The sequence below is a fragment of the Micromonospora luteifusca genome (assembly GCF_016907275.1).
Taxonomy (GTDB): domain Bacteria; phylum Actinomycetota; class Actinomycetes; order Mycobacteriales; family Micromonosporaceae; genus Micromonospora; species Micromonospora luteifusca.
Genome location: NZ_JAFBBP010000001.1, coordinates 3,126,641 through 3,146,797 on the forward strand (window position 1 = coordinate 3,126,641; position 20,157 = coordinate 3,146,797).

The 20,157-nt window shown below is 71.3% G+C and carries 14 protein-coding genes and 1 pseudogene; 7 read left to right on the forward strand and 8 right to left on the reverse strand.

Annotated elements, in window-relative coordinates:
* Positions 1–14: 14 nt before the first annotated feature.
* The gene (locus tag JOD64_RS14020; protein WP_204942641.1) at positions 15–3,206 is read left to right on the forward strand and encodes a UvrD-helicase domain-containing protein; all 3,192 of its coding nucleotides are present in this window, start codon (positions 15–17) and stop codon (positions 3,204–3,206) included.
* Between the two features lie 48 nt (positions 3,207–3,254).
* Here the strand turns inward: JOD64_RS14020 and JOD64_RS14025 are convergent, their stop codons facing one another.
* Both JOD64_RS14025 and JOD64_RS14030 read right to left on the reverse strand, forming a co-directional pair.
* Complete coding sequence (locus JOD64_RS14025) at positions 3,255–3,908, reverse strand: prepilin peptidase (protein WP_204942642.1); 654 nt, start codon at positions 3,906–3,908, stop codon at positions 3,255–3,257.
* A gap of 10 nt (positions 3,909–3,918) precedes the next feature.
* Positions 3,919–4,923, reverse strand: a complete 1,005-nt coding sequence (locus JOD64_RS14030) for an EamA family transporter (RefSeq protein ID WP_204942643.1) — start codon at positions 4,921–4,923, stop codon at positions 3,919–3,921.
* 387 nt (positions 4,924–5,310) lie between these two features.
* Here JOD64_RS14030 and JOD64_RS32975 point away from each other — a divergent pair.
* The 3 genes and pseudogenes from JOD64_RS32975 to JOD64_RS14045 all read left to right on the forward strand — a co-directional run.
* Positions 5,311–5,808 (forward strand): annotated as a pseudogene (locus JOD64_RS32975) (LppU/SCO3897 family protein); the annotation flags it as partial.
* 23 nt (positions 5,809–5,831) lie between these two features.
* Positions 5,832–6,608, forward strand: coding sequence for an LppU/SCO3897 family protein (locus JOD64_RS33950; protein ID WP_239562046.1), 777 nt, complete (start codon positions 5,832–5,834; stop codon positions 6,606–6,608).
* Between the two features lie 136 nt (positions 6,609–6,744).
* Positions 6,745–7,986 carry an ATP-binding protein gene (locus JOD64_RS14045; RefSeq protein ID WP_204942645.1) on the forward strand — a complete coding sequence of 414 codons (1,242 nt, stop codon included), beginning with the start codon at positions 6,745–6,747 and terminating at the stop codon, positions 7,984–7,986.
* Between the two features lie 24 nt (positions 7,987–8,010).
* On the opposite strand, the gene JOD64_RS14050 is transcribed toward JOD64_RS14045, so the two are convergent.
* Positions 8,011–8,559: a GNAT family N-acetyltransferase gene (locus JOD64_RS14050; protein ID WP_204942646.1), complete on the reverse strand. Its 549-nt coding sequence runs from the start codon at positions 8,557–8,559 to the stop codon at positions 8,011–8,013.
* A 134-nt stretch (positions 8,560–8,693) separates the two neighbouring features.
* Here JOD64_RS14050 and JOD64_RS14055 point away from each other — a divergent pair, with 134 nt between their 5' ends.
* Positions 8,694–9,239 (forward strand): DoxX family protein, encoded by a 546-nt coding sequence (locus tag JOD64_RS14055; RefSeq protein ID WP_204942647.1) that lies wholly within the window; start codon positions 8,694–8,696, stop codon positions 9,237–9,239.
* A gap of 215 nt (positions 9,240–9,454) precedes the next feature.
* Positions 9,455–10,900 carry a glycosyltransferase 87 family protein gene (locus JOD64_RS14060; protein WP_204942648.1) on the forward strand — a complete coding sequence of 482 codons (1,446 nt, stop codon included), beginning with the start codon at positions 9,455–9,457 and terminating at the stop codon, positions 10,898–10,900.
* Positions 10,901–10,906: 6 nt separating this feature from the next.
* On the opposite strand, the gene JOD64_RS14065 is transcribed toward JOD64_RS14060, so the two are convergent.
* From JOD64_RS14065 to JOD64_RS14085, 5 genes are all read right to left on the reverse strand, one after another.
* Positions 10,907–11,335, reverse strand: a complete 429-nt coding sequence (locus JOD64_RS14065) for a molybdenum cofactor biosynthesis protein MoaE (RefSeq protein ID WP_204942649.1) — start codon at positions 11,333–11,335, stop codon at positions 10,907–10,909.
* Positions 11,332–12,591 carry a molybdopterin molybdotransferase MoeA gene (locus tag JOD64_RS14070; protein WP_204942650.1) on the reverse strand — a complete coding sequence of 420 codons (1,260 nt, stop codon included), beginning with the start codon at positions 12,589–12,591 and terminating at the stop codon, positions 11,332–11,334. Before JOD64_RS14070 ends, JOD64_RS14065 begins: the two co-directional genes overlap by 4 nt.
* A 53-nt stretch (positions 12,592–12,644) precedes the next feature.
* Positions 12,645–13,115, reverse strand: a complete 471-nt coding sequence (locus JOD64_RS14075; RefSeq protein WP_204942651.1) for a MogA/MoaB family molybdenum cofactor biosynthesis protein — start codon at positions 13,113–13,115, stop codon at positions 12,645–12,647.
* Positions 13,112–13,603, reverse strand: a complete 492-nt coding sequence (moaC, locus tag JOD64_RS14080) for a cyclic pyranopterin monophosphate synthase MoaC (RefSeq protein WP_204942652.1) — start codon at positions 13,601–13,603, stop codon at positions 13,112–13,114. Before moaC ends, JOD64_RS14075 begins: the two co-directional genes overlap by 4 nt.
* A 263-nt stretch (positions 13,604–13,866) precedes the next feature.
* The gene (locus JOD64_RS14085; RefSeq protein WP_204942653.1) at positions 13,867–16,722 is read right to left on the reverse strand and encodes an AfsR/SARP family transcriptional regulator; all 2,856 of its coding nucleotides are present in this window, start codon (positions 16,720–16,722) and stop codon (positions 13,867–13,869) included.
* A gap of 858 nt (positions 16,723–17,580) precedes the next feature.
* On the opposite strand from JOD64_RS14085, the gene JOD64_RS14090 reads away from it, so the two are divergent.
* Positions 17,581–20,100, forward strand: coding sequence for a putative bifunctional diguanylate cyclase/phosphodiesterase (locus tag JOD64_RS14090; RefSeq protein ID WP_372434139.1), 2,520 nt, complete (start codon positions 17,581–17,583; stop codon positions 20,098–20,100).
* The last annotated feature ends 57 nt before the right edge of the window (positions 20,101–20,157 follow it).

Consider the following 20,157-nt stretch of genomic DNA (forward strand, 5'->3'; position numbering starts at 1 on the left):
TGACAGGATGCGGCGTGCCCCCGTTCAGCGCCGTACCCCCCGGTGGCCTCCCGCCATTCGTCGCGGACCTGCACATCCACTCGAAATACTCGCGCGCGTGCAGCCGCGACCTCACCCTGCCGAACCTCGCGTGGTGGGCCCGTCGTAAGGGCATCGGTCTGCTCGGCACCGGCGACTTCACTCACCCCGCCTGGTACGACCATCTGCGGGAGACCCTGCGCCCGGCCGAGCCGGGGCTGTACCGGCTCGGCGCTGAGGCGGAACGGGACATCGCCCGCCGGCTGCCGCCGCGACTCGCCGGGACGGCGGACGCGGACCCGGTCCGGTTCATGCTGAGTGTGGAGATCTCCACCATCTACAAGCGGGACGACCGGACCCGCAAGGTGCACCACCTGATCTACCTGCCGGATCTCGACGCGGTGGCCCGGTTCAACGCCGCCCTCTGTCGGATCGGCAACCTCGGTTCGGACGGCCGGCCGATCCTCGGTCTGGACTCCCGCGACCTGCTGGAGATCACCCTGGAGGCCAGCCCGGACGGTTTCCTGGTGCCGGCGCACATCTGGACGCCGTGGTTCTCCGCGCTGGGCTCGAAATCCGGCTTCGACGCGATCGCGGACTGCTACGCCGACCTGGCCGGACACATCTTCGCCGTGGAGACCGGCCTCTCGTCCGACCCGGCGATGAACTGGCGGGTCGGCAGCCTGGACGGCTACCAACTGGTCTCCAACTCGGACGCGCATTCGCCGCCGGCCCTGGGCCGGGAGGCGACCGTGCTGACCACCGAACGGGACTACTTCGCCGTCCGGGAGGCGCTGCGGACCGGTGACGGCCTCGCCGGCACCATCGAATTCTTCCCCGAGGAGGGCAAGTACCACGCGGACGGGCACCGGCTCTGCGGGGTCAACTGGTCCCCGGAGCGGACCCGGTCCGCCGGCGGGCGCTGTCCCGAGTGCGGCAAGCCGCTCACCGTGGGTGTCCTGAGCCGGATCGAGGAACTGGCCGACCGCCCGGCAGGGCACCGACCGGCACACGCCCGGGACGTCACCCACCTGGTCCCGCTGGCCGAGGTCCTCGGCGAGATCAACAAGGTGGGCGCCCGGTCGAAGAAGGTCGAGGGACGACTCAACGAACTGATCGCCGCGCTCGGCCCCGAGCTGGAGATCCTGACCACGACGCCGTTGGCCGACATCGCACAGGCCGGCGGTGAGCTGCTCGCCGAGGGCATCGGGCGGCTACGACGAGGCGAGGTGCGCCGGGTGCCGGGTTACGACGGCGAGTACGGGGTGATCACGCTCTTCGAGCCGGCGGAGTTGGGCGCCAACTCCGGGTCGGCACAGGAGACGCTGTTCGACGTACCGGTGCCGGCGCAGCGCCGCCCCGCGGAGCCGCCGGCCCGCTCGACGGCCAAGCGCCCGGCGGCGGCGAAGGCCGAGCCGAAGCGTAAGCCGGCCCCGGCCCCCGCACCGCCGATCGCGCCGCCGCCGTCTCCCCACGAGCCGTTCGAGCCGATGCTCTCCGGCATGGAGGAGGTCGGCACCGGCCTGCTGGACCGGCTGGACGCGATGCAACGGGTGGCCGCGTCCGCGCCCGGCGGCCCGCTGCTCATCGTGGCCGGCCCGGGCACCGGCAAGACCAGGACGCTCACCCACCGGATCGCGTACCTCTGCGCGGAGCTGAACGTCTTTCCCGAGCACTGCCTCGCGATCACGTTCACCCGCCGGGCGGCCGAGGAGCTGCGACACCGCCTTGACGGCCTGCTCGGCCCGGTCGCCGAGGACGTCACCGTGGGGACGTTCCACGCGCTGGGGTTGACCATCCTGCGGGAGAACGCCGACGCGGCGGGCCTTCCGGCCGACTTCCGCATCGCCGACGACGGCGAACGGGCGGCGGCCCGGTCCGAGGCCGGCGACGACCTCGCCAGCTATACGGCGCTGCTGCGCAAGCAGGACCTGGTCGACCTGGACGAGCTGGTCACCCTGCCGGTGGAGCTGCTGCGGGCCGACCGGAAGTTGGTCGAACAGTACCGGGACCGCTGGCGGTGGATCTTCGTCGACGAGTACCAGGACGTCGACGCGATGCAGTACGAGCTGCTGCGGCTGCTCAGCCCGGCGGACGGCAACCTGTGCGCGATCGGCGACCCGGACCAGGCGATCTACTCGTTCCGGGGTGCCGACGTCGGCTACTTCCTGCGCTTCTCCGAGGACTTCACGGACGCCCGGTTGGTCCGGCTCAACCGCAACTACCGCTCGTCTGCGCCCATCCTGGCCGCCGCCGTGCAGGCCATCGCACCGTCCTCGCTGGTTCGTGGCCGGCGGCTGGACCCGGCCCGACTCGACCCGGAGGCCCCGCTGGTGGGGCGCTATCCGGCGGCGTCCGTCGCCGAGGAGGCCGACTTCGTGGTCCGTACCGTCGACGAACTGGTCGGCGGACTGTCCCACCGTTCGCTGGATTCGGGCCGCATCGACGGCCGGTCGACCTCGCTGTCGTTCTCCGACATCGCCGTGTTGTACCGGACGGACGCGCAGGCCGCGCCGGTGGTGGACGCCCTGAGCCGGGCCAACATTCCGGTGCAGAAGCGCTCGCACGACCGGCTGCGGGACCGGCCCGGGGTGGCGGCCATCGCCCGCGAGTTGCGACACGCGGACGGGTTGGCCGGTTCGCTTGCCGCCCGGGTGCGGCTGGCCGGCCAGGTGGTCGCTGAGCGGTTCGCCGTGCCCACCCTTGACGGCACCGGCACGGTACGCCCCGAGGCCGTCCGTTCGGCCGTGGACCTGCTGACCCCGCTGGCCCGACGCTGCGGTGACGACCTGGAGGCGTTCCTGTCGCAACTGGCCACCGGCGCGGAGGTGGATGCGCTCGATCCGCGTGCGGAGGCGGTCACGCTGCTCACCCTGCACGCCGCAAAGGGCCTGGAGTTCCCGGTGGTCTTCCTGATCGGTGTCGAGGACGGTCTGCTGCCGTTGCGCTGGCCGGGCTCGACGCCCGACGAGGACGCGGTCGCCGAGGAGCGCCGACTTTTCTTCGTCGGCCTGACCCGGGCCCAGGACCGGCTGTACGTCAGTCACGCCGCCCGCCGCACCCGGCAAGGCGCGGAGCGCGACTGTGCTCCGTCGCCGTTCCTCGGCGCCATCGACCCGGGCCTGTTCGAGCGGTTCGGCGAGACGGAGCCGCGTCGCCCGAAGGACCGCCAACTCCGGTTGATCTGAACCGCCCGGGGCCTACGAGCCACCGGCGTGTTGCGGTTTCCGGCCGCGTCAGCCGAGGAGAACACCGAGCCAGGCACCGGCGAGCAGAGCCGGCCCGAGTGGCAGCAGGGTGTCGCGGCGTACGCGTCGCGTGGCGAGCAGCCCGAGCACCAGCCCGCCGTGCAGCAGATGAGGCAGGAGCAGCCCGGCCAACAGGGCGTCCCGCCCCAGCCAGCCGAGCGGTGCGCCGAGGACGGCGGCCAGCTTCACGTCCCCGAAGCCCAGCCGGGACCCGGGCAGCAGGGCCAGCAGCACGTGCGCTGCGCCGGCCACAACCGCGCCGGCCGACGCGTCGAGCATCCGGCCGGGAGTGCCGGCCAGCATTGCCGCACCGGTCAGGCCACCGAGGGCCAGCGCCCCGGCGGCGAGGACCAACGGGTCAGGCAGTCGCAGGCAGGCCAGGTCCACCCCGGCCAGCACCAGCCCCACCGCTGCCACCGCGAGGAAGACCGGCAGCGCCGGGTCGTCCGCCCGTGCGACCGCGAGCCCGGCGAACACCACGGCCGCCACCGCAGGGCTGAGCCACGTCGACGGGCCGGGGCGCGGTCGCGGATCGCCCCACGACCCGACCGGCGGGGTGGTGAAACGCCGGGCCAAACGGGGTACGACGAGGCCGACCAGCGCGCCGAGCAGCCCGATCAGCAGCAGTGCGGCGGCCGACATGGGCCGGACGTTACCGCCGGCTGCTCACCGGCGAGGCCCCCGACCGTGATCTGGCGCCCGCCCGGCGAGGCCGTTCGGTAGTCACCACCAGAGCCACCCCGGCGACGATGACCGCGCCACCGAGCAGCACCTGCGGAGTGATCGGCTCGGCCACGATCAGCGCGCCGAGCGCCACCGCGACGGCCGGGTTGACGTAGGCGTACGTCGACACCAGCGAGATGGGCGCGTTGTGCAGGAGCCAGACGTACGCGGTGAAGGCCACCAGCGAGCCCGCCACCATGAGGTAGCCCAGCGCCAGCCACGATCGGGTGCTGACCGCCGACGGATGGAAGTCGCTCAGCTCGCCCCGACCGGCGGCGATGACGGCCAGCACCAGCGCGCCGGCCAACATCTCGTACACCGTGGCCACGAAGGGATCGGCGGGCATCCGGATCCGACCGGACAGGAACGACCCGACCGACCAGGAAATTGCCCCCGCCACCACGGTCAACGCTCCGACCAGCGGTACCGCGTCCGAACTGCCGGCGGGCAGCACCAGCAGGATCAGGCCGACGAAGCCCAGGGTGACTCCGGCGAACGTCCAGATCGGCGGGCGGTCCCCGGTGCCGGCGCGCAACAACACCACGAGCAACGGCACGGTCGCCACCAGCAGCGCGGCGATCCCGGACGGGAGCGCCACTCCGGGCGGCCCGGATTCGGCGAGCACCACCAGGCCGTTGCCGCCGGCGAGCAGGAGCACCCCGACCAGCGCGGCCGAGGCGAGCTGCCGCCGATCCACCCGCAGTGCGCCGGGGCCTCGGCGCAGCCGCAGCACCACCGCCAGAATCAGGCCGGCGACGGCGAATCGGAGGGCGGCCGACAGCAGCGGAGGCAGCGTCTCCACGGTGATCCGGATGGCCAGATAGGTGGACCCCCAGAGGAGGTAGACCACGATCAACGCGGTCCAGATCAGGGTCGGGGCTATGTCAGCGCGGCGGCCGACGGCGGCTGCGGCGCTCGGTGGAGGTGAGCTCATCAGTCGACCACGCTACGGTGACGTCGGAGTCGGCGTCGCGCTTTGGTGGCCGGCCTCTCACCACTTGTGCAGGAGGGTGGCATGACGAACTACGGACCACCCGGGGGCGGCAACCCGGGACCGTGGCGTGGGCAACGACCTGACGAGACGCCCGGACGGCCGGTGCAGCAGCCCTACCCGCCCGCCCCCCAGGGACGACCCGGGACGTACGGTGGCCCACCCGCCACGCCCTACGGAGGTGGTTCGGGGTCGCCCTACGGCGGTGCGCCCGGTTCTCCGTACGGCGACGGGACGGAGAGTCCCTACGGCCGTGAGCCCGCAGCACCCTACGGCGGCGCGTACCAGCCGACCGGGGCGAACCCGGCCTACGGTGGGCAGCCGTACCGGCCCGACGACGACCGGTACGGCGGCGGGGACCCGGCACCGGCACCCGGCCGGCGCGGTCGAGGACCGCTGATCGCTGTACTGGCCGTCGTACTGCTGGTGGTGGCCGCCGGCGGTGCGTTCTGGTTCCTGCGCGGGCAGGACGACCCGGCGCCGGTGGCCGCGCCGACCGGTTCGGCCGTTGCTGGTGAGCCCAGCGCGGACGCGGACGCAACCGAGCCCGTCCAGAGTGCCCCGGCACCGGAATCATCGGCCGATCCGCGGTTCGCCAAGGTCGGCCAGTGCGTCCGCAATGACGGCGCGGCGGGCGGCAAGCCCAAGTTGCTGATCAGCGGCTGCGCCGCGAAGTCGTACGAGGTGCTGAGTCGGATCGACGGCGCGACCAGCGGCGAGCGCGATGCCGAGGCCAAGTGCGGCAAGGTCGAGGGTTACACCAACTGGTACTTCTTCGACAGTGAGCTGGACACCCTCGACTTCGTCCTCTGCCTCAAGCAGCGCTGAGACCACCCACCCCCAGGGATGACATGACGACCTACGGACCAGCGGGTTCCGACCAACCGGACGACCCCTATCAGCGCCCGCCCGCCGAGGATCCGACCCGGCAACAGTGGGGTCCGCCGCCGAGCGATGCCGAGCCGCCGACCGCACCGATGTGGGCAGCGCCGCCGACCCAACCGGAGCCGCCGACCGCACCGATGTGGGCACCGCCGCCCACCTCGGGCCCGGGTTACCCGCCGCCCGGGCCCTTCCCGCCGGCCGGGCCGATGCCGCCCGCCGGGCCGATGCCGCCGCCCGGGCCGATGCCGGGTCAGCCGCCCTCACCGTGGGGCCAGCTGCCTCCTGGCGGCTACGGGATGCCGCCCGTCGCGCCGGTGAAGAAGACCGGCCGCAACGTCGCTCTCATCATCGCGCTGGTGGTGCTGCTCGTGCTCTGCCCGTGCCTCGGCCTGGCCGGTTGGGCGGTCTGGAGGGTCGCCGACATCGGCGACGCGGCGCGTACGCCGTCGACGAGCGCGCCGGTCGTCCCGCCCGACCTGCCCAGGGACATGCCGAGGTCGGCCCCGCCGACCCAGGACGAGGAGTTCGCCACGGGCGACTGCCTGGTGAACGAGGGCAGCGAGGACGACGCCGAGCTGCGCAAGGTGCCGTGCGGCCCGAACACGTATCAGGTGCTGATGCGGATTCCGGCGACCACCGACGGGGACCGGTGCGAGCTGCTCGCGCCGGAGGCGACCGCGAACTACGTGCACGACAACTCGGTCGACCTGTTCGACTACGTGCTCTGCCTGAAGGAGCGGTAGTCCCGATTGCCAAAACTAGGGCTGTCTAGCGTCCAGGCTAGACAGCCCTAGTTTTCTGTCGACAGCCGCGACACGCCGGTAGCCCCATCTATCCATGTCTAGCCTCGCAGCTAGATGCCCCGATACTCTGCGATGCGTGGATCCGGTCCGCAACCCGTACGCGCCGGGCGCCGGCCAGCGTCCGCCCGAACTCGCCGGGCGGGGGCGGGAGCTGGACGTCTTCGACATCGTGCTCGAACGCATCGCACGAGGGCGACCCGAACGCAGCCTGATGCTCACCGGGCTGCGCGGCGTCGGCAAGACGGTTCTGCTCAACACCCTCCGGTCGCAGGCGATCAATCGGCTCTGGGGCAGCGGCAAGATCGAGGCACGACCGGACCAGTCGTTGCGTCGTCCGGTCGCCGCCGCCCTGCACATGGCGGTCCGGGAGTTGGCCCCCCGACATCGCGCGCCCGATCGGATCGACGCGTTCCTCGGCGTCCTCAAGGCGTTCGCCCAACGGTCCGCCCCGACCGGCCGGGCCGGTGCCGCCCCGAAGCTGCGCGACCGGTGGCAGCCCGGGATCGACGTGCCCGCGGCCAGCGGCCGGGCCGACTCCGGCGACATCGAAATCGACCTGGTCGAGCTGTTCAGTGACGCCGCCGCGGTGGCCAGTGACGTCGGCACCGGCATCGCCATCTTCATCGACGAGATGCAGGATCTCGGCCCGGAGGACGTGTCGGCGCTCTGCGCCGCCTGCCATGAGCTGTCCCAGCTCGGCGCGCCACTGATCGTCGTCGGCGCCGGCCTTCCGCACCTGCCGGCGGTGCTCAGCGCCGCCAAGTCGTACTCCGAACGGTTGTTCCGCTACCAACGCATCGACCGGCTCGACCGGATCGCCGCCGACCACGCACTCTGCGCGCCCGCCGAGCGCGAGGAGGTCGAGTACGAGCAGAAGGCACTCGACCTGCTCTACGAGAAGTCCGGTGGCTACCCCTACTTCGTCCAGGCGTACGGCAAGGCGACCTGGGACCACGCGCCGCGCTCGCCGATCACCGCGGCTGATGTGCGGGTAGCCGCGCCCGAGGCGGAAGCCGAGCTGGCGGTCGGGTTCTTCGGCTCCCGGTTCGAACGGGCCACCCCCGCCGAACGCGAGTACATGCGGGCGATGGCCACGATGTCCGCGGTCGGGGACGACTCCGGAGCGGTGGTCCGCGACGACATGGACGCGGCGGTGCCCACCGCGGAGATCGCCCGCGCCCTCGGCCGCAAACCCGCCAGCCTCTCCCCGGCCCGGGACGCGCTGATCAAGAAGGGGCTGATCTACTCCGGTGAGCGGGGCACCGTCGCCTTCACGGTCCCGCACTTCGGCCGGTACCTGCGCACCCAGCCGGCCTGACCGGCACACACCTGTCGGGCGCGGTCAGACCTTCGACCAGGGCGCCGGAAAGAGCACCTCGCCACGTGGCGGAGGCCCCTCCTCGCTGGTGGACGGTGGCAGCACCAACGCCTGCCAGGGCTCACCGAGACCGGCCCATGGGCCGGTCAGGCCCAGCTCGGTCGCAGGGCTGAAGCCGAACCGGCGGTAGAAGGCCGGGTCACCGAGGACCACGACCAGCCGCTCACCCAGCTCGGTGCAGGCGTCCAGGGCGGCCTGCACGACCGCCGTGCCATGCCCGACGCGCTGTCGGTGCGGCGCGACCGCCACCGGGCCGAGTGCCAGGACAGGCACGTCCGAGCCCTGCTCCGGCCGCACCCGCACCCGGGTGAGCAGCGCGTACCCGACCACCTCGCCGCCGTACTCGGCGACCATGGCCAGCTCCGGCAGCCAGGCGGCCGTGCCGCGCAGCTCGTCGACCAGGCTCACCTCCGGCGGCGTCGCCACGTCTGGGCGGGCGAAGGCGGCGGCCAGCACGCGACGTAGCGGGCCGGCATCGGCCGGGTCCTCAGGGCGTAGCCGCAGCGTGGTCACCCGCGCGACCTTACCCGCCACGGCCCGGCCATCCGTGACGATCACTCGATTCGGCGTGGCGCGGGCGCACGATCACCGATCCGGATCCGGCGGTTGCCGGGGTAGCAAACCCCGCGACGGGGTATGACTGATCCATGACGCCCGTACGTTCCCTCGCCCGCGCCATGCTGAGCGGCATCTTCGTGGTCAGCGGGTATCGCAACCTCCGTAACCCGGCTCGGCTGGCGGTGGCCGCAAGGCCGGTGACCGAAAAGGTCGCACCGATGCTGAAGAAGGCACATCCGAGCTTCCCGACCGAGACCGAGACGTTGATCCGGCTCAACTCGGCGGTGCAGGTCACCGCTGGGCTGATGATGGCCACCGGGCGGTTCAGCCGACCCGCTGCGCTGGTGCTCGCCGGCACGCTGGTGCCGGTGACCCTCGCTGGGCACCCCTTCTGGAAGAACGACGACCCGATGGCCAAGAACAACAACCAGATCCACGCGTTGAAGAACCTCGGCCTGCTCGGCGGTCTCCTGCTGGCCGCGACCGACACCGGTGGCAAGCCGGGTCTGCGCTGGCGGACGGGGCATCGCATCGGCCACTCTCGACGTTCGGTGCAGCGCGCCGTCCGTACCGCCCGACGCGAGGCCCGCATAGCCGTCCGATCCGCGTCCACCGCACGTCGACTCCCCGGCTGAACTGCGTCGATGCGTTTCTGTGCCAGACCCACCCCCCGCTAAGGCCGCGAATTACCTGAACCACCCGGTAGGCGTTAACGCGGTGGAAATGTCAAAAACTTGTGTGGGATCGGACACGGTCGCATAACGCGGGAGGCACTGACGTGAGGCGCCGCTCTAGGCTCCGTGCAGGACCTGGACGGGTAGGACGACCTTGGTATGGGGGTGGCCACGCCATGCCGACGGCTGTCGGTAGTCGGGCGGACCGCCTCGCCCAAATCCAACGCGTGACGCGGCGGATCGATCGCAGGAACGTCGTACGGGGTGCCATCGTGGCCGCCGTCGCCTACGCCGCATGGCTCGCCATCGGTGCTTTCGGGCGGCCGTACAACTTCTTCGACATGAAGATCTACCACGGTGCCGTGGTGTGGTGGGCGAGCGGTCATGAGCTCTACGAGTTCATCGCGCCCGGGACGACCCTCGGTTTCACCTACCCGCCGTTCGGCGGGCTGGTCATGTTGCCGATGGCGCAGCTTCCGATCGGTGTGGCCGGCCTGGTCAACGCCTTCGCCAGCATCGCCGCGTTGGCGCTGGTGCTGGCCGGGCTGCTCCGACCCATCGTGGACCGGCTGGGGTGGCCACTGTGGTTCACGGTGGCCGTGGCGGTGCCGCTCGCGGTCGCCATCGAGCCAGGTCGGGAGACTCTCGGCTACGGCCAGGTCAACATCCTGCTGTTCGCGTTGATCATGGCTGACCTGATCGGCCTTCGGTGGCGCTCCCGCCGGGGCACCCACTACGCCGCGACCGACGGCCCTCTGCTGCGTTTCCTCTACGGCGGAGCCTGGGCCGGCACCGGCATCGGCCTGGCCACCGCGGTCAAGCTCACCCCGGCACTGTTCATCGCCTACCTGCTGATCACCCGCCAGTGGCGGGTGGCGGCCACCGCCATCGGCACCACGATCGGCGTGACGGTGGCGACCTTCGCGATCGTCGGCGACGAGTCGCGGACGTACTTCGGCAGCGTGCTGTGGCAGACCGAGCGGGTCGGCGCTGCGGACATGACACCCAACCAGTCACTCGCCGGCCTGCTCGCCCGCCTGTACGACTCGATCGAGACCCCCGGGCTGCTCTGGCTCGCCTTCTCGGTGCTGGTCCTGGCGCTGGGCCTGTCCCGAGCGGCCAGTTCCCGCGCCGATGGCGACGAGCTGACGGCGTTCACACTTGTCGGTCTGACCGCGAACGTGATCAGCCCGATCTCCTGGACGCACCACCTGGTCTGGGTGATCCCGGCGATCATCGTGCTGGCCGACGCCGCCGTGCGCCGCCGGGAGGCGAGCCGGGGGATTCCACAGCGCACCGGCCAGGGCCCGGCGTTCGGCGGGCTGCCCGGGGTCAACGGGCTCCGCCCGCCGATCTGGTACCCCACGCTGACCGGGCTCCGCCACGGCGTCGCCGCGATCGGGCTCTACCTGCTCTTCCTGATCTCACCGATCTGGCCGTACGAGCACCAACTGCCGGAGATGTCCCACTATCAGGACGGTCTCTTCGGAGCCCTGATGGAAAACTCGCTCGCACTCGCGCTGATCGTGCTGGTCGCCGCACTGCCGTGGCGCCCAGGTGCGGAGCCGGCGTTCTACGGCGACCGGCTCGCCAGGGCTGTGGCGGTCAACGGCCGCCGCTGAGCACGATCAGGGGCAGTTGACCCATTCTTCGGTGCCATCGGTGAAGACCTGCCGCTTCCAGATCGGCAGGCGCGCCTTGACCTCGTCGACGAGCCGGGCGCACGCCGCGAAGGCCGCCGCCCGGTGCGCAGTGCTCACTGCGGCGACCAGCGCCACGTCACCGATCTCCAGCGGGCCGATCCGGTGCGAGACCGCCACCGCGTAGACGTCGGGCTGGGCGGCGATCTCGACGGCCACCTCGCGAAGCACCTGCGCGGCGCTCGGGTGCCCTTCGTACTCCAGGCTCGTGACCTGACGCCCGTGGTCGTGGTCGCGGACCACGCCCTGGAAGGAGACCACGGCGCCGGCCCGTCGGTCGGCGACCGCCGCCTCGTGCGTGGCGAGGTCGAGCGGCTGGTCGGTGATCTCGCCGAAGGTGATGGCCGGGGCGGTCATGACGCACGCTCCCCGGGAAGCAACGGCAACGGCACGATCGGCACCCGGTCGCCCGGCTCGCCCCTGGTGCCGGGCCGGATGACGGCGAACCCGTCCGCGCCGGCCAGGCCACGCAGCATCGCCGAACCGACGTGTCGCACCGGGAACGCGGTGCCGGCGACCCGGTCGAGCCGGACCAACGCCAGGTGGGTGTGGTCGCCCCGGCCGGGCACCGCCTCGGCCAGCGTGGCGTGCGGCAACACCGGCATCGAGCGGCCCTGCAGGCCGGCGAGCAGCGGAGCGACGAGCGACACCAGCGCGACGATGGCGGACTGCGGGTTGCCCGGGAGCCCTGCCACGAACCGGATCCGCCCGTCGTCGCCGGCCACCCGGGCCAGCAGCATCGGGAAGCCCGGACGGACCGCCACCGTGTTGACCACGTAGTCGGCGCCGAGCGCTTCCAGGGTCGGGTGCAGGTGGTCGACCGGGCCGTTCATCGTCCCGCCGGTGGTGCAGACGAGGTCGGCACTGGCAAGCGCCGAGCGCAGGGCCGCCACATGCGCGGGCAGCGTGTCGGCCACCGGGCCGACCACGTCGGACGAGCGGACCTGGCAGCCGTACCGCCGCAGCCACGCCGGCACCGCGGGGCCGAGCGCGTCCCGGACTCGACCGGCCCCGGGCGGACCCGCGGTCAGCAGCTCGTCGCCGAAGACCAGCAGCGCGGCGCGCGGCGCCCGCCGGACCCGCAGCGTGTCGTGCCCGCAGGAGGCGGCCAGGCCGATCACCGCCGGGTCGACCGGCGTGCCGACCGGCAGCAGCTCCTCTCCGGCGTACGCCTCCTCGCCCGGCTGCCGCCACTCGGGCGCCTGTCGGGGAGTGCCGCTGATCAGGCCGGTGGTGGATGCGGCGGACTCCTCGACCCGGAGCACGGCGGTGGCACCCTCGGGCACCATGGCCCCGGTCGCGATCTCGACGGTCGTGCCGTCCTCGGCGAGCGGCGCGGGGGTGCTGCCCGCCAACACCCGGCCGACGACCCGCCACGGGCCGTCGCCGCGCACCGCCCAGCCGTCCACGCTGGAGGTCGGGAAGGCGGGCAGGTCGGTGCGGGTGGTCAACGGCTCGGCCAGGGTCGCCCCGTCGGAGTCGAGCAGTGCTCGGGCGACGGCGGGCAGCGCGGCGGCCAGGCCGACGGCGTAGACCCGCGAACGCGCCTCCTCCCAGCCGGCTGGCGGGGGTGCGTCGACCCGATCCGCGGTGGGTGCGGTTTCCGTGCTCACCGGCCGAGCCTATCGGCATGGACCGACACCCGCCGGGGCCTGGCCTGGACCGGTCAGTGGTCCCCACCGCGAAGCTGATCGACGGTGTGCCCGAGGATCGGCCCGAGCACCGCCAGCCCGTCCCGGGCGCCGCCGGTCGAGCCAGGCAGGTTGACCACCAGCATCCGGCCGGCGACACCAGCCAGGCCCCGGGACAGCACCGAGGTGGGCACGCGGTCGCGGCTGTGCGCGCGGATCGCCTCGGCGATGCCGGGAATCTCGTAATCCAGCAGGCCCCGGGTCACGTCCGGGGTCCGATCCGACGGGGTCACCCCGGTGCCACCGCTGGTCAGCACCACATCGACACCGTCGGCGCGGGCGGCCTCAAGGGCCACGCCGACCGGCTCACCGTCGGGCACCACCACCGGCTCGTCGACCTCGCACCCCAGCTCGCGCAGGCCGGCGACGAGCAGCGGACCGCTGGTGTCGGCATAGACACCGGCCGCGGCGCGGTTGGACGCGACGATCACCCGGGCCCGGATCACGGCCGGTCCTCCGGCCGGATCCACTCGCCGGTCTTGCCGCCTTCCTTGCGCAGCACCCGGACCGCCTCCACCGAGGCCGCCGGGTCGACCGCCTTGACCATGTCGATCAGAGCGAGGCCGGCAACGGCGACCGCCGTGAGTGCCTCCATCTCCACCCCCGTCCGGTCCGCCGTGCGGGCGGTGGCCGTGATCTCCACGGTGTCGGCGGTCAACCGCAGGTCGACGGTGACGCCGTGCAGGGCGATCGGGTGGCAGAGCGGAATCAGGTCAGGGGTGCGCTTGGCCCCCATGATCCCGGCCAGGCGGCCGACCGCCAACGCGTCGCCCTTGGGCAACCCGTCACGATGCAGCAGGTCGATGACCTCGGGCGTGGTCCGCAGACGGCCGGCCGCGACGGCCAGCCGGCCCGTCACCGCCTTGGCGGAGACGTCGACCATGCGGGCCGCGCCGGCGCGGTCGACGTGGCTGAGCTGCGCGGGTTCGGTCACGACCGTGAGCCTATCGGTGCGGTACGACGATGCTCGGAAGGAGCGGCGTCGGACCACCTGCCGCGCCGGGTGCTGACGGCGCGTGCCAGCAGGACACCGCCCCTTCCTCGCCGACCCGCCGCCGAGGTCGCTGGGGGGACCTGACAGCGGGTGCATGTCGACGACCTGGTTCTGCCCGAGGGCAGAACCTCCCCCGTTCGCCGATACGGCCGAGAAGTTACCGGACCCGGCGATAAGAAATCGATAAGCGCCGTTTGGGCTGGTCAGCGCCCGGCGTCCGCGACTCTGTCGCCCAACTCGGCAAGACGGCGTTCGGCTTCGAGACGCTCCGGTACGCCCATCCGCCGGAAGATCGCCAACGCTCGCTCCCAGTACCGCCTGGCCTCCGCCGGGTCCAGGGGGACGAAGTGTTCGGCAAGACCTGCCAGAGCGCGCCCCTGCTCGTACGGATGTGAGATCCGAGCCGCCAACCGCAACGCCTCCTGGTGCCTCTCGAACGCCTCGCCACCTCGTCCCTGCGCCAGCAGGGTGCGGCCGAGTTCGTTCAGCGCAGCCGCCTCGACGTGTCGTTCCCCCGAGCTGATCGACAGCTTTCGGGCCACCTCATGTTCCTGCTCGGCCTCGACCAGACGACCAAGACCGCGGTAGGCGATCCCGAGGTCGTTGCGCACCTCGGCCTCGGCGTACCGGTGGCCGGTGCGATCCCGCAGAGCCAACGAGGCCCGGAGGATGCGGATCGCCTGCGGAAGGTCGCCCATTCGGACTCGTACGGCGCCGATGTGGCTGAGAGCGTTGAGCACGTGGAAGTCATTGGAGTTCGTCCGCGCCCAGGTCAAGTGCTGACGGTGCATCCGCAGCGCCTCCTGGTACCGACCCAAGCCCGTCAAGGCCAAGCCAAGATTCGGCAGCAGCATCGGCACCCCGACATTCCCGTACACCTTGTAATCCCGCAGACAGTCGAAACCCAGCGTCACCGCCTCGGTTAGCTGACCGCTCCACCAGTAGACGGCGGCGAGGTTGGCGCGGTACCGCGCGGCGTTCAGCACGTCCGGCGAATTGCGGGAGAGCTCGACCGCACGGGTCAGATGGTCGAGCGCCCCCCGGTTGTTCCCGGTACGGACGTAGGCGGAGGCCAGGTAGTTGTTCGTCAGCGCCATCGCATCGACATCTCCCGTCGCCTCCGCCGCGCGGAGCGCGTGACGGTGGGTCAGGATGATGTCCTCGAAGTATCCACGGATGTAGTAGAACCGCCAGATGGCACGGGCCAACCGCCACGAGTACTCGCGAAAACCTGACTCGCTCGCCGACAGCACCATTCTCACCAGGTCCGCTCGCTCCGTTTCCAACCAGTCGGCGGTGGGCTCGCCGATGGCCTCGACCAGTTCGGGCCGCCCGAACGGGAGTTGAGTGACCTGGGACCTTATGACGCCGGGCTCCAGCGTTTCGGCGACCCGCAGAGCGGCCTCCAGCGTGAAGCCGAACAACTGGGACAGTCCGCGCCTCCGGTCGCTCTGGGAGTCGATGCGCGAACACAGGTCGACGGAGTACTCGCGCATGAGGTCGTGCAGTCCGTACCGCGTCGAGTCGAGGTCCTCGACCAGGTTCCGGTCGACGAGGTCATCGAGCGCCGAGTGAGCCTCCGCAACGGTCAGACCGGTCAGCGCAGCGACCGCCAGGGAACTGAATCGATCACCCGGGTACAGGCCCACGAACCGGAAGACCCGTTTGGTCACCTCCGGTAGCGGCTCGTAGGAGGCGGCGAAGGCACCGACGACAGTGCTCTCTTCCTGGCCCAGGTGTTGCAGCAACGGATCGCCGCCGGCCATCTGGGCGGCGAGGTCCGCCAACCGCCAGCCGCGCCGATGAGCCAGTCTGGCACCGGCCAGCCGGATCGCCAGCGGAAGATGACCGCACCGGCGGACCACCTCGGCGGCCGCCTGCGGCTCGGCTTCGACCCTGTCCGGACCCACGCTGAGGCTGAGGAGCTCCACGCTCTCCTGGGAGCTCATGACCGGAAGCGTCTGCGACGGTGCGACATCCGGGTGTGACAGTCGCCGCCGTGAGGTCACCAGGACCACTGCGGTCGGCTCGGCCGGCAGGAGGGGCATGATCTGCTCACTGCTCGCGGCGTTGTCGAGAACTATCACCGACCGCCGCCGGGCCAACTCCCGTCGCCACAGGTCCACCCGGTCGTCAACCTCGACCGGAACCTGTTCGGCCGGCACCCCGAGCTGACGAAGCAGGGTTACCAGGGCGCTCGCCGGCTCCACCCGGTTCTTCTCGCCATGCCCACACAGGTCGATGAACAACGCGGCGTCCGGGTATCGATCGGACAGCCGTCGGGCCAGGTGCACAGCGAGGGTCGTCTTGCCGCTGCCCGCCATGCCATCGATGATGTGGACGGCCGGCACCCGCGACTCGACCCTCCGGGTCTCCGCCAGCAGCCGCGACACCACTTCTTCCCGTCCGACAAAGTCGGTAACCGCCCGGGGAAGGTGATCCACCGGGCTGACCCCACTCGTCCGTCCGGATGCCGTATCAACCGCCACGTCAGCCGCCATCGCCGTCGAACGAGCTGGGCCGGTTTCCCGCTGGGAGGCGCCGGGACGCGCCGGGACGCGCCGCGACGCTGCCGCGACGATCGAGCGGCGCAGGTCCTGCAGGTGATCCCCGGGGCCCACGCCCAAGTCCACGAGCAGCCTTGTTCGAATCTCGTCGTACGTTGCCAGCGCCTCCGCGTTGTCCCCGCGCTGGTGCAGAGCCCGCATGAGAAGGAGGTGGGCCGGCTCGCGGAGGGGATGTCGAGCCGCCACTTCACGCAGCTGCGGAATCGCAAGGTCGTCGCGGCCCGACCTGAGCTGAACGTCGGCGAGAAGTTCGGTCGCCAACAGCCGCTCCTCTTCGGCGGCGACGGTTCGGGCGGCGAGGACGGGGCCGAGCGGGAGGCCGGCGAGCATCGGGCCCCGCCACCGCGCCACGGCGCGGCCCAGCAGTTTCCCCGCCTGGTCCAGATCGCCGTCCGCCAGGGCGTCCCGACCGGCGCGGCGCTCCATCTCGAAGCGGAAGACATCTATCAGATCGGGCCGCAGAACCAACCGATAGCCGTTGGGTTGCCGCACGACCGCCCCACGGCCAGGCTGCGAAGCCTCGAAGCCTCGGCGCAGATTGGCGGCGTAGGTCCGTACATTCGCAACCGCAGATCGCGGAGGGCAGTCGGGCCATAACTCATCGACGAGATCTTCGATAGTCACGAGCTGGCCGGGCTGAACTGCGAGCATCGCGAAGACGACCTGTTGTTTTGGCGTACCCAGCCGCAAAGTGCGGGCGGGCAGTTGCACCGAGAGGCCGCCAAGAACTCGAATCTCCACCCGTCCCCCCTACCTCAACGGCAGCAGTGATGTATCCAGTCGATCACCCAACGAAGCCTACGGTCACCAACCCCACCCTGACGGCGTCACCACCCTTAGCATCAGCTGGAATGATCTGCTCAGATGCTTGCCCACGAACGATCCGATTCGCCTACGTGGCGGCCCGAACCGCGGATCGACTCGTGCACAGACTCCGCGACACTGAATACGCCTTGCCGGCCACCGCACCAATGGTCGATTCGTCCCGACCGTCCGGCGAGAAGGTTGAGCGCTCCGCTCAGGAGTGCGGACAGAAAGTGACATACCCGCTTCAGCTTGGCTAATGTTGCGCATACCGACATTAATTGTTCCTTCCTGCGCATCAACTCTCCTACTCTCAGCCCTACGAACGAATGGCGCCCAACGCGGCGCTCCGTGGTGGCAAGGGGGGTCGAACGATGCGCAACAGCACCGAGTGGGACTAGTTCACCTGCGGCCCGACGCAAATCCTCGACGCTGAAGGGGTGTCAGATGCGTAGCACCGAATGGGACTGAATCCTTATCACCGTGGCGACACAGCGGTACGCTGCCCGTCAGCGGACACCGACGGTGGGTTACGGGTGAGGTTGAGTGAGCCGGACGACGCGTCGTCACAGGGGAGCCGACCCACGCCTGCTGGGCCTCGTCGGGCTGATGGTGACGCTGGCATCCGTCGTCGCCGTGACAGCAGCGATCGCAACGACACGCAACGTGCCAGACAGCGCGGGGGACGTCTCGACGATCTCGGCGCTCGTCCTGATGATCGCCTTAGGGGCGGTCGTCAAAACGCGCCTCCGGATCAGGTCGACGACATTCTCGTTCGCCTGGGTGGAGACGGCCATCGTCCTCGGACTCGCGCTGGCCCCGCCACCCTGGGTGATCCTGTCCACGGGCCTCGGCATCGCCTGCGTGTCACTCGTCAACCGGCTGACCGCGATCAAGGCAGCCTTCGCTATCGCCAAGCACACCCTCGTGGCCGGCGGCGCCACTCTAGTGATCATGCTTCTCGGCCCGCGCTGGCCGCCAGACGACCTCTGGAATCACCTCATACTGCTCGGGACGGTCTACCTCGTCGCCGCAGTACTCGATGACCTGTTGGCCGTTCCGGTCATCGCCCTGGCGTCGGGCACGCGGATCGTCCGGCAGTTCCGTACCCACTTCGACCTGCGGCTGGCCGGATTCGCCGTCCGGTTCGTGGTGGCCGCCCTCACCTTGATCATCCTTCAGGCGGATCAGCGTCTGCTGCTCGCCGTTCCGCCCCTGGTCCTGAGTCTCCACCTGGCCTACTCCGCGCGCATCCGCGGCCGCACCGAACAGCAGGCGTGGCAGCGGCTCGCCCGCACCACCGACGCGCTCAACGTGGTCGACCTGGACACCGTCCTCACCACCGCCATCACCCAGGCCGCCGAGTTGTTCTCCGCCGACGAGGTCGAGATCGAGTTGCGCGACGGCAACCGCGCCGTGCGCGGCGGCACCGGCGGCATCACCTTCGACGGCCCGACCGGCACGCCCACCGACGTGGACGGCACGATCGTCCCCACACCGCTCGAAGGACATGACCGGACCGTCGACGTCGGCGTGTTACGACTGCGCTTCCGTGGCCCGGTGCAGCTCTCCGAACGGGAGCAGTACACCCTGCGCACCTTCGCCTCCGCGCTCTGCACAGCGGTGCGCAACGCCCAGGCGTACGCCGAACTGGCCCGGGTGGCCAACGAGCACGCGTACGCCGCCGCGCACGACGCGCTGACCGGGCTGGCCAACCGCCGGCACCTCCTCGACCAGGGCACCGAGCAGTTGAGCAGCCGCCACGCCGACGGGGTCACGGCGCTCGTGCTGATCGACCTCAACCACTTCAAGGAGGTCAACGACACGCTTGGGCACGCCGCCGGCGATCAGGTGCTGGTGCAGGTCGCCGACCGGTTGCGGGAAGCGGCCCAGGCGAGTGACCTGGTGGCCCGCCTCGGCGGTGACGAGTTCGCCGTACTCCTGCGCGGGTTGCCGGCCCCGGCGGTGGCCGCCCACCGGGCCGAGACGCTGCTCGCCGCCCTGCACGAGCCGTTCGACCTGGACGGCATGCGGATCAGCGTCGAGGCCAGCGGCGGCATCTCCGTCGCACCGTCGACCGGCGGCATGGCCGAGCTGCTGCGCCGCGCCGACGTGGCCATGTACCAGGCGAAACGCGCCGGGCAACGGATCTCCTCGTACGCCCCGACCCGGGACACCGCAGACCTGGGCCGCCTCACCCTCGGCGGTGACCTGCCACGCGCGGTCGCCGACCACGAGTTCGTCGTCAACTTCCAACCGATCGTCGACCTGGGCACCGGCGAGGTGACCAGCGCGGAAGCGCTCGCCCGCTGGCGCCACCCCACCCACGGCATGATCGACCCACTGCGTTTCCTGGAGGCGGTGGAGCGTTCGGGCCTGCTGCCAGCCTTCGCCGAAGCGATCCTCGACCAGGCGCTGATCGCAGCCGGCAACTGGCGTGACGCCGGCTTCGACGTACCGGTCGCGGTCAACGTGTCCCCCCGCAGCCTGCTCGACGCACGGTTCCCCGGCTCGGTGCTGGCCCGCCTGCGCGCCCACGACCTCCCCCCGGACCGGCTGGTGCTGGAGCTGACCGAGACCCTCACGCTCAGCCAACTCGACGTGGTCGACCGGGTGCTCAGCCGGCTGCGCGACGAGGGTGTCCGGCTCGCGTTGGACGACTTCGGCACCGGCTACTCCTCGCTCTCCCTGCTCTCCCGGATCCCGGTACACGAGTTGAAGATCGACCGGAGCTTCGTGACGACGATGGAGAGTTCGGCGGAGGCCGCCGCGGTCATCCGCTCCACCCTCGACCTGGGCCGCAGCCTCAACCTGGACGTGGTGGCCGAAGGGGTGGAGAGCGAGCCGCAGCGGCGGGCCCTCTGGGAGTTGGGCTGCGTCGCCGGCCAGGGCCACCTGTTCGCGCGGCCGGTGCCGGCCGGCACCCTGCTCGCGGCGATGCAGCGCGGCTCGGGCGGGCGCCCCGGCGCCCTCGCCGCGCCACTGCACGACGCCGGCGCGGTGATCCGGTTGAGCCAGAACCGCCGCCAAACCGGCCGCAACCGCCTCCCGCACCTACCCGCCTGACCGGGCACCGACCGACCAGCACGACACGGTCCGGTGCAGGTGCGGCCCGGTCTGCCA